The sequence below is a fragment of the Euzebyales bacterium genome (assembly GCA_035461305.1).
In the GTDB taxonomy this organism is placed as follows: domain Bacteria; phylum Actinomycetota; class Nitriliruptoria; order Euzebyales; family JAHELV01; genus JAHELV01.
The window spans coordinates 1-8,729 of sequence record DATHVN010000189.1; the positions used below are offsets into that span (position 1 = coordinate 1).

The 8,729-nt window shown below is 71.6% G+C and carries 7 protein-coding genes; 2 read left to right on the top strand and 5 right to left on the bottom strand.

Annotated features, from left to right (window positions below; translation table 11 throughout):
- The 5 genes from VK923_17705 to VK923_17725 form a co-directional block, all read right to left on the bottom strand.
- On the bottom strand, positions 1–843 hold an 843-nt coding region (locus VK923_17705), incomplete at its 3' end, for a hypothetical protein (GenBank protein ID HSJ46516.1).
- 2 nt (positions 844–845) lie between these two features.
- Complete coding sequence (locus VK923_17710) at positions 846–3,278, bottom strand: SMC family ATPase (protein ID HSJ46517.1); 2,433 nt, start codon at positions 3,276–3,278, stop codon at positions 846–848.
- On the bottom strand, positions 3,259–4,428 hold the full coding sequence (locus tag VK923_17715; protein HSJ46518.1) for an exonuclease SbcCD subunit D: 1,170 nt from the start codon (positions 4,426–4,428) through the stop codon (positions 3,259–3,261). The genes VK923_17710 and VK923_17715 overlap by 20 nt, the downstream gene beginning before the upstream one ends.
- A 109-nt stretch (positions 4,429–4,537) precedes the next feature.
- Complete coding sequence (locus tag VK923_17720; GenBank protein HSJ46519.1) at positions 4,538–6,256, bottom strand: ATP-binding protein; 1,719 nt, start codon at positions 6,254–6,256, stop codon at positions 4,538–4,540.
- 152 nt (positions 6,257–6,408) lie between these two features.
- Positions 6,409–7,299, bottom strand: a complete 891-nt coding sequence (locus VK923_17725; GenBank protein ID HSJ46520.1) for a sulfurtransferase — start codon at positions 7,297–7,299, stop codon at positions 6,409–6,411.
- Between the two features lie 195 nt (positions 7,300–7,494).
- On the opposite strand from VK923_17725, the gene VK923_17730 reads away from it, so the two are divergent.
- Positions 7,495–7,935, top strand: a complete 441-nt coding sequence (locus VK923_17730) for a SufE family protein (GenBank protein ID HSJ46521.1) — start codon at positions 7,495–7,497, stop codon at positions 7,933–7,935.
- A gap of 147 nt (positions 7,936–8,082) precedes the next feature.
- A partial coding sequence (locus VK923_17735; GenBank protein HSJ46522.1) for a GTP-binding protein occupies positions 8,083–8,729 on the top strand: 647 nt, incomplete at its 3' end.

Sequence of the window (8,729 nt, forward strand, 5' to 3'; positions counted from 1 at the left end):
GATCGGGTACAGGTTCTGGGGCGCGCGCAGGTCACGATGCGGCGACGACGCGAAGCGCGGCAGCGTCGCCGTCGACTCGTCCGCCAGCACGACGGCCGCCGGCAGCGTGACGCCTTCCTTCGGCGTCTCGCAGCGCACCACCGCCTCCCACGGATGCGCACCGTCGTGGGACAGCCGCAGGTACCACGACCAGTGCTCCCAGTTGTTCGACGCCGTGAGGAACAACGGCGTGCGTTGCCCCACGCCGAGGTGCTCGACCGTGACCTGCAACGCCCGGGGCAGGTAGGCGACCTGTTGCGTCTTGATGTAGCCGACCGTGCGCGGCGTCGTGCGTCCGCGGACCGGACCGTCGAGGAACACCAGGTCGCCAGGGGCGCCGACGTCTCTGGCGATGTCGAACTCACTGGCGCGCATCGCGCCCTGCAGGGCGTTGCCGAGGCCCGCTTCGCTGTCGCTCTGCGCGTGGCAGGCCGCGAAGACCAGCTCACCGCGCTCGTCGGACAGCCCCACACGCTCCACAGTGGCGCTGAACAGCCCCCGACGCACCTCGCAGCGCTCGATGCTCGCGGCCCCGTTGCAGCACACGGCCCCCGCGGCCCACGAAGCGACCAGCCCGGGCGAGGTCGTGCCGTCGTCTCCGGTGAGCCAGACACCGCATTCGCGGCGTCGCACGCCGTCAACGAACCACACCGTCGACGGGGGCCCGGTCGCCGGGTCGAGGGGTGCCCACCGGGCCGACGCCAGCTCGACGTCGGTGTCCACGAATACGGTCGGCTCGGCGAGCATGTCGTCGAGCACGGGTGATCCGTAGTCAGCCGGCCAGCTGGCGATCGCGATGCGCACGCTCAGGCCTCCACCCGCTCGACCGTCGAGGTCTCGCCGGTCCTCCTGACCTCGAACCGCATCGGCATGCGCTCGGCGAGCTCCCGGACGTGGGTGACGAGGCCGACGGTACGGCCCTGGGAGCCGAGCTCCTCCAAGGCGGCGGCGACCACGTCCAGCGTGTCGTGGTCGAGCGTGCCGAACCCCTCGTCGAGGTACAGCGCATCGAGCCGGGCGCTGGTCCCCGTGGCGAGCTGCGCCACGTGGTCGGCCAGTGACAGGGCGAGCGACAACGACGCCAGGAACGTCTCGCCTCCTGACAGCGTGCGGGCCGATCGCAACTCGTCCGCGTTGCGGTGGTCGACGACCATGAAGGCGCCGCTGTCGTCGACCTGTAGCGAGTAGGCCTTCGAGCTGAGCTCGCGCAACCGGATCGACGCGTCGGCGACGAGCTGGGCAAGGGCCTGGTTCAACAACCACTGCTCGAAGCGCTTCGCGCCGAGGTGCTGCCCGAGCGCCGTCGCGGCCTCGGCCAACTGCTCGTCGTCGCGGACCTCGGCACGCAACCGCTCCGCCGTCTCGACCGCCTCGGCGATGCGTGCGCGCGTACCGCGGGCACGCTCGAGGGCGGCAACGCAGGCCGACCGCGGATCGGTCCCCTCGACCGGCACCTCGACGGCCACGCACGCGGCCACGAGCTCGCCGTTGCGGGCGCGCCACTGCTGTGCGACGTCCTCCACCGCCCGTTCCGCCGCGTCCGCAGTATCGGCGAGCACAGGCCGCCGCTCGGACGCCCATGCCAGCAGCTGCGCCCACGAGCCGGCGAGGTCGTCACGCTCGACCGGCGGCGGACCCAGTCCCGCCAGCGGGTCCCGTGCAGTGTCGAACTGCGTCCACGCCGCACGACGGTGACTGTCCAGGCCGCGCATCTGGACGGCCGCCTGCCGCAGTGCCGCGCGCGCGGTCTGCTCCTCGGCGCGGGCGTCGGCGACGTCGCGATCGGCCTGGGCGATCGCCGTGGCAACCCGCGGCACCTCGTTCAACGCCAGTGCGTGGGCGTCTGCCAGCTCGTCGATGCTCGTCACCAGCCCGTCGTGGGCCCCGACCAGCCCGTCGTGTGCGTGCTGGCGGCGCGCTACCTCTGCGTCGGCCGCGCGCAGGGCAGCCGCCGTCCGCGTGACCTGCTGCTCGGCGGCTGCGTGAGCGGCGTCGGCGGCGTCCAGGTCGCCCGCGTCGCCGTGAGCGGGCAGCGTGGTGACTGGCTGCGCACACACCGGGCAGTCGTCGCCCACCTCGAGGCCTTGAGCCAGCGCGCGCGCGAAGTTGGCCTCGCGCACCTGGTCGCGCGTCGCGCGCGCGCTCGCCAGCGCCCGACGCGCGTCCTCGTGGGCGACGTCCGCCGCGGTCCGTGCGGCGAGGGCGGTGTGCAGCTCGTCCGTCGCGGGGCCGAGCTGGGTCTGTCGTGCGTCACGTTCGGCGACGAGGCGCTGCAGCTCAGTGACGACCGCACCGTCGGGCAGGCGGCCCCGCGCCGCCTCGGCCGCCTGGCGCTGCTGCTCCCCCTTCTCGACCCTGGCGGCGGCGTCCGCCTCGGCCTGGGCGGCGTCCGCCAGCCTCCGTGCCAGCGACGCCACCGCGGCGGGCTGCTCGAGGCCGTCGAGCAGCTCTCGCCGCTGTCGCGCATTGGTGGCGGCTGCGCGCAGCTGGGCGCCACGCTCACGCAAGCGCTCGAGCTCCGGCTGGGCGTCGGCGATGCGGACCTGCAGCTCCTCCAGCGTCCCGACCCGGACCTCTGCGGCGGTGAGCGCCCCGGCCGTCGCAGGGGCCAGTTCGCCGTCGAGGCGGCGGCGCGTGTGCTCGACCCGCGTCTGAGCCTGCTTGGCGCGCTCGCGCGCACGGCGACCGATCCGCCGGTAGACCTCGATGCCGAGCAGGTCGACCAGCAGGTTCTGGCGCTCCCCGGACCGCGCGTGCAGGAACTGGGCGAACGCGCCCTGCGGCAGCACGACGCAGCGCGTGAAGTGGTCGAATGACAGCCCCAGCAGCTTCTCGACGCGCTCGGTGAGCTCCTTTTCGTTGCCGGCCAGGGTTGTGGTGTTGCCGTCGGATCTCTGCGGGTCCGCCGGATCCCAGCGCTCGAGCCGCGCCTCCTTCGTGGTCGCACCGGCCTGGGTGCGGCGCACGACCCTGACCGCCGTGTAGCCGGAGCCGTCGACGACGAAGTCGAGCCGGACCTTGGCCTCCACCCGACCCTGGTTGATCACCGGTGCGACCAGCCGCCGGTCGTCGTAGCGCGGCACAGAGCCGTATAGCGCGAAGATCATGGCGTCGATCACGGTCGACTTGCCCGCGCCGGTCGGACCGACGAGCACGAACAGGTCGGTGTCGGCGAAGTCAACCGTCGCCGGCTCGCGGAAGGAGCCGAATCCGGTCAGCTCAAGACGCGTCGGCCGCATGCTCCTCCTCCAGCAGCTGCGTGAACAACGCGGTCAACTGGTCGTCGGTGCCGCCGTGGTCGGCGAGGTAGCGGGCGAACAGCTCGTGCGGCGACCCGTGGACGTCACGGTCGTCGACCGTGCGGCGCCTGTCGTAGCGATCGGCGCTGATGGACACCTCGACGGCACGGGGGAACTCGTCGCGGACCATCCGGGCGAGGCCTGTGCGCGGCGGCTCGTCGAGCACGATCCGGAGATAGGCGTCGGGGTCGATGCCATCGCGCCGCGCGAGCAGGTCGTCCAGCGGGCCGCGCAGCGTACGCAGTCGCCGGCCCGCCTGGAGCGGCAACCTCTCGACACGGGCGGGCGTGTCAGGCGTCACGTCGACCAGCAGCGCCGCCTTGTGGTCCCGCTCCGCCTCTCCGAAGTCCAGGGCCAGCGGCGAACCGGCGTACCAGATCGGTGCGCCGCCGGGGATGCGGTGCGGCAGGTGCAGATGGCCGAGCGCGACGTAGTGGGTCGTCGACGGGAACGACTGGGGCGGCACGAAGTAGTCGAAGATCGTGTGCGCCGCGCGCTCGCCGCCGCCAAGGGCGGGGTCACCACCCGTGACGGTAAGGTGGCCGAGCACGATGTTGACGGCATCCGGCGTGAACCCGGCGGTCAGCGCCTCGATGATCGCCCCGACGCGCTCGGCGTACGCGCTGGTGTTCGCGCCCGCGTCGTGGTCCATCAGATGCTCGGCCCGCACGATCGAGCGCTGGGACAGGAAGGGCACCAGTGCGATGCGGGCGGGCTGCCCGCATCGCGTCGCCAGCTCCAGGACACCGCCGGCGTCGGGACGGCGCACCGTCGCCGCGGCATGGACATCGCTGCGTGCCAGCAGTGGCGTGATCGCGCCCCACCTCCGCGGGTTGTCATGGTTACCCGCGACCAGCACGACCTGGGCACCGGTCTGCGCGAGGTCGAGCAGCGCGGTGTAGACGATCTGCTCGGCCTCGGCCGACGGCGCCGAGGTGTCGAACTGGTCCCCGGCGATCAGCACGACGTCGACGGCGTGCTCCTCGGCGAGGCCCGCGATCTCCGCCAGGACCGCACGGTGCTCATCGGCACGGCTGTGCCCACGGATCGTCCTGCCCACATGCCAGTCGGCGGTGTGCAGCAGCCTCATCGCCCACCCTCAGACAGCGAAGCGGTGGGGCACATGACCAAGCCCTCAGACAGCGAAGCGGCAGGGCACATGACTGAGCCCTCAGACAGCGAAGCGTTAGGAGACATGATCAGAACGGCAGTCCGGCGTCGTCGAGGTCCGCGAACGGATCCTCGGGCTGGGCGACGACCCGGTCGGTCACCTGCACACCGGCCTCGGACGGCCGCGTCGCCCAGGCGGGGAACGGGAACTCGCAGACCAGCGGCACTGGCAGCTCGGGCTGGGACAGGATCATCGTGCCGGGCTTGGCGAGCGTCGCGCGCTGCCGCAGCACCGGTGGCAGGAACCCGTACTCCTCACGACCGGCCTCGGCGGTGTCGAGCCGCCCGACGACGCGGATGGACGAGTTGCCGATGATGCGCCGCTCGACCTCGCTGGCGGTCTGCTGCGCGCCGACGAGGATGATGCCCAGCGACCGGCCACGCTCGGCGATGTCGAGCAGCACCTCTTTGATCGGGGAGGAGCCGTCCCGCGGTGCGTACTTGTTGAGCTCGTCGAGCACGACGAACACCAGTGGCCGCGCCTGTCCGGATCGCTCCTTGTCCTCGAACGTCCGGCGCAGCACGACGCCGACGACGAAGCGCTTCGCACGGTCGTGCAGGTTGTGGATGTCGACGACGGAGATCTGCTGCTCGCGCGCGATGCGGTGCCGCTCGGGGTTCGGAAAGTCGCCGCGGATCAGGTGGTCCAGGTGCTTGCCGGCGCTGTGCAGGCGCCGGATGAAGGCGTTGATCGTCCCGACGCCGATCGCCCGACCCGCCCAGTCGCTGGCCGTGTCCTCCGACTCCAGCAGGTCCGACAGGATGTCGACGAAGTCGCGGAACGTGCGTACCGATCGCCCTTCGATGCGCACGCCACCGTCGCCCAGGCTGATCGCCTCCCGTTTGAGCTTGGCGGTCAGGTGATGGACGATCATCGTGTACTGCTGGCGGTCGTCGGCGGCGTCGGCGAACAGGAACGGCAGCAGTTCGTCGCTGCAGAACTCGTCGAGCGTCCAGAAGAACGCGCTGACGCCGTCGAGTCGCGCGCCCGTGTCGGGCACGGCCGTGGTGGCACCACGGCGCGGCGGCGCCCACAGCTCGACGGACTTGAACGCGCCGCCGGTCAGCCCGAGCGCCTCGTACCTGGCGTGCTCGGCCGGGTCGAGCTGGCGGTTGTCGTGGTCGAGGAACAGCAGGTCTTCACCCTTGACGTTGAAGATCAGCGCCCGGGTGTTGTGAGCCTCGCCGCCGAGCACGCCGGAGTGGAACAGGCTGTGCAGCAGGAACGTCGCGTAGGTCGTCTTGGTCGCGACGCCGGAGATGCCGCTGATGTTGACGTGCGCGCCGCGCGTGCCATCGAGGAACTCGAGGTTGGCGAACACCGGCTCGCCGGCGCGCGACAGCCCCACGGGCAGTCGCAGGCGCATCCGGTCGAAGAACAGCGCCTCGTCGCGCTCGGTTCCGGTCGCGCGGCGCACGGGTGTGCCCGGGTGCGGGGGCACGAACACCTCCGGCTCGAACCGGGTGGCCTGCACCTGGGCGGATTCCGCGAGGTCGGCGGGGAGCACGCCGTCGGACACGAGGAAGACGTCGCCGTCGAACCGCGAGCCTTCGTGGCGTGCGCGGACCTGGCTTACGACGCCGCTGATGCGCAGATCGCGCCCGTCGGGCAGCCGGCGGTCCAACGCGACCACATCGTCGAGCTGCAGGTACTGCCCGCACTCCGGATCGATGCCCACCCAGAACTCCAGCGGCGTGGCGTCCTCGGTCCCAAGCACCCGCCCGACCGCGTCGTCGTCACCAGCCATACGGGGCAGCCTAGCGGGCACCACCCGCCGGTCGGGCCAGCCGTCCCCATCCCTGGGCGTGGCCGCCGGCGACCACGGCTGGCAGCGGCCCCGGCGTGCCGGTCAACACCACGGTGGGTCCCAGCCGGCACGCCGGGAACTCGACGAGGCAGTCAGCGAGGTTGGTCGCCCTGCGTGATCGGCGCGCCGACGAGGTTGCCCCACTCCGTCCACGACCCGTCGTAGTTGCGGACGCGGTCGTAGCCGAGCAGGTGGGTCAGCACGAACCAGGTGTGGCTGGAGCGCTCGCCGATGCGGCAGTAGGCGATGATGTCCTCGTGGGGGTCGAGGCCCTGGGTCTCGGTGTAGATCGCGGTCAGCTCGTCGGCGCCGCGGAACGTGCCGTCGTCGTTGGCCGCGGTCTTCCAGGGGACGTTGACCGCACCGCTGATGTGGCCACCGCGCAGGGCGCCCTCCTGCGGGTAGTCGGGCATATGCAGCTTCTCGCCCCGGTACTCCTCGGGCGAGCGCACGTCCACCAGGCGGCCGTCGACGTCGAGGTGGCCCTCCACGTCACGGCGGAACGCGCGGATCACGGCGTCATCGCGGTCCACGACCGGGTAGTCGGTGCGCGCCCGCTGCGGCTTGTCGGTGGTCAGCGGCCGCCCCTCGGCGATCCACTTCTGGCGGCCGCCGTCGAGCAGTCGAACGTCGGGGTGGTCGAACAGCGAGAACACCCACAGGGCGTACGCGGCCCACCAGTTGAAGTTGTCGCCGTAGAACACCACGGTGTGGTCCCGCGCGATGCCCTTCGACGACATCAGCGCGGCGAACATGGCCCCGTCGACGTAGTCGCGCGTGACGGTGTCCTGCAGCTCCGTGTGCCAGTCGACCTTGACGGCGCCGGGGATGTGGCCCGTCTCGTACAGCAGCACGTCCTCGTCGGACTCGACGACGACCACGCCTGGATCGTCGAGGTGGTCGGCGAGCCACGCAGTCGTCACGAGCCGCTCCGGGTGCGCGTACTGTGCGAGGCCGGGATCCGGGTCGGTGGGCACGGTCATCGTGGGACTCCTCCTGCCAGGGGCGCCGTGGTGTGGCGGCTGCGGCTCGGTGCAGCGCGTCGCGCCCGTCTGCTGCGCCTGTGACGGCGGTGGGGCACGCCATAGTAGGGGGTGGGCATCCGACACCGTTCGGATTGCACGGTAACCATGGGGAAGCGGACAGACCCTTCCCCTCACCCGACATCGGGAGCGACGATGAGCAGCACCGACCTGCGCGGCAGGCTCGCCGCGATCGCCGACGAGTTCCGTGCGGCGCCGGACGATCTGCGCATCGAGCTGCTGCTCGAGTACGCCGAGTCGCTGCGGCCGCTGCCCGACGACCTCGACAGCTCGAGCATGGAACAGGTCGTCGAGTGCCAGACGCCGTTCTTCCTGCACGCGGCCGTCGCGAACGGCGACACGGTGCAGGTGTGGTTCGACTGCCCGCCCGAGGCCCCGACGACCCGGGCATTCGCCGGCATCCTCGCCGACGGGCTCGACGGCGCGCCGGCCGAGGAGGTGCTGGCGGTCCCCGAGGACCTCGCCGACCGCATGGGCCTCGGGCACACGATCAGCCCGCTGCGCCTGCGTGGGATGACGGCGATCATCGCGCGCCTCAAGCGTCAGGTGCGTGCGCAGCTCGACGCCAGGCGCTAGCGCGGTGGCCGTCCTTTCGGGTCGGTCGGCGTGCGAAATCGCACTCGCGTCCGCGTGCCCGACCCCGTAGGATCTACCGACCGCGCCGGCCGCTGCTGGTGCACCGGAGAGCACGGCAGCCCGACGAACGACCATCGAGGACGCCGCATGCCCGCTGTCACCACTCCCACCGACCGGATCCGCAACGTCGTGCTCGTGGGTCACGGCGGGACCGGTAAGACCACCCTGGCGGAGCGCCTGATCGCGCTCGGTGGCACGCCGATCGGTCGTGACGGGTTGCTCGACCACGAGCCTGAGGAACGCGAGCGCGGGAGCACGTGGAGCCTCGGTGTGGGCGGGCTGATGTGGCGCGATCATCGGATCAACCTGCTCGACACCCCCGGCGGCGACGACGCGATCGGCGACGCCTACCCGACGCTCGCCGCGGCCGACGTCGCGCTGTTCGTCGTCGACGCCGCAGCCGGCATCCAACCGCAGCACGACCGGCTGTGGGCGGCATGCGACGACATCGGCCTGCCACGGATCATCGTGCTCAACCAGCTCGACCAGCAGCAGGCCAACTACCAGCGGACCATCGACGCACTTCGCGAGCGGTGCGGCAAGGCACTCGCGCCCGTCCACATGCCGATCGGCGTCGGCGCCGACTTCACCGGGATCATCGATCTGCTGCAATTCACCGCCGTCGAGAAGGCGTCCGACGGACGCTCCGAGCGTGAGATCCCCGCCGAGCGCAGGGAGCAGGCCGAGCGGAACCGCGAGTTCCTCGTCGAGGCGATCGTCGAGCAGGACGACGA

Bases quoted from the DNA above. Each gene is read 5' to 3' on its own strand.
- VK923_17710 (HSJ46517.1), bottom strand. From the start codon at position 3,278: ATGCGGCCGACGCGTCTTGAGCTGACCGGATTCGGCTCCTTCCGCGAG.
- VK923_17715 (HSJ46518.1), bottom strand. From the start codon at position 4,428: ATGAGGCTGCTGCACACCGCCGACTGGCATGTGGGCAGGACGATCCGT.
- VK923_17720 (HSJ46519.1), bottom strand. From the start codon at position 6,256: ATGGCTGGTGACGACGACGCGGTCGGGCGGGTGCTTGGGACCGAGGAC.
- VK923_17725 (HSJ46520.1), bottom strand. From the start codon at position 7,299: ATGACCGTGCCCACCGACCCGGATCCCGGCCTCGCACAGTACGCGCAC.
- VK923_17730 (HSJ46521.1), top strand. From the start codon at position 7,495: ATGAGCAGCACCGACCTGCGCGGCAGGCTCGCCGCGATCGCCGACGAG.